Annotated in this window: 1 pseudogene; it reads left to right on the plus strand. The window is 64.0% G+C overall.

Annotated features, from left to right (window positions below):
* Positions 1-35 precede the first annotated feature (35 nt).
* A pseudogene (locus K6N12_RS33630) lies at positions 36-583 on the plus strand (electron transfer flavoprotein subunit alpha/FixB family protein); the annotation flags it as partial.

Below are 583 nucleotides of genomic sequence, written 5' to 3' on the forward strand. Positions count from 1 at the left end.
GGCGTGCTTTAAGGCAGGAAAGAGAGAACACCATCATGACCATTCTTCTTCTGGCCGACCACGACAATGTCAGCCTTTCCGACCAGACCGCCAAGGCGCTGACGGCAGCAAGCCAGATCGGCTCCGACGTGCACATCCTCGTTGCCGGCAAGGGCGCCAAGGCTGCGGCCGATGCGGCTGCCAAGCTCGCCGGCGTCTCCAAGGTGCTGCTGGCCGAAAGCGACGCGCTTGCCAACAATCTGGCCGAACCGCTTGCCGACCTGATCGTCTCGCTCGCCGGCTCCTATGACACCATCGTCTCTGCCGCCACCTCGGTCGGCAAGAATGTGCTGCCGCGCGTCGCTGCCCTGCTCGATGTCGCCCAGGTCTCGGAGATCATAGAGGTTGTCAGCCCCGACACCTTCAAGCGGCCGATCTATGCCGGCAATGCCATCCAGACGGTGCAGGCCAGCGATACCAGGAAGGTGATCACCGTGCGCACCGCCTCGTTTGCCTCGGCTGCCGAAGGCGGCTCTGCAACGGTGGAGGCGATCGCGGCGGTCTCCGATCCGGGTCTGTCGCGTTTCGTGAAGGATGCGCTGTC

It is taken from the genome of Rhizobium redzepovicii (assembly GCF_019793435.1).
Taxonomy (GTDB): Bacteria; Pseudomonadota; Alphaproteobacteria; order Rhizobiales; family Rhizobiaceae; genus Rhizobium; species Rhizobium redzepovicii.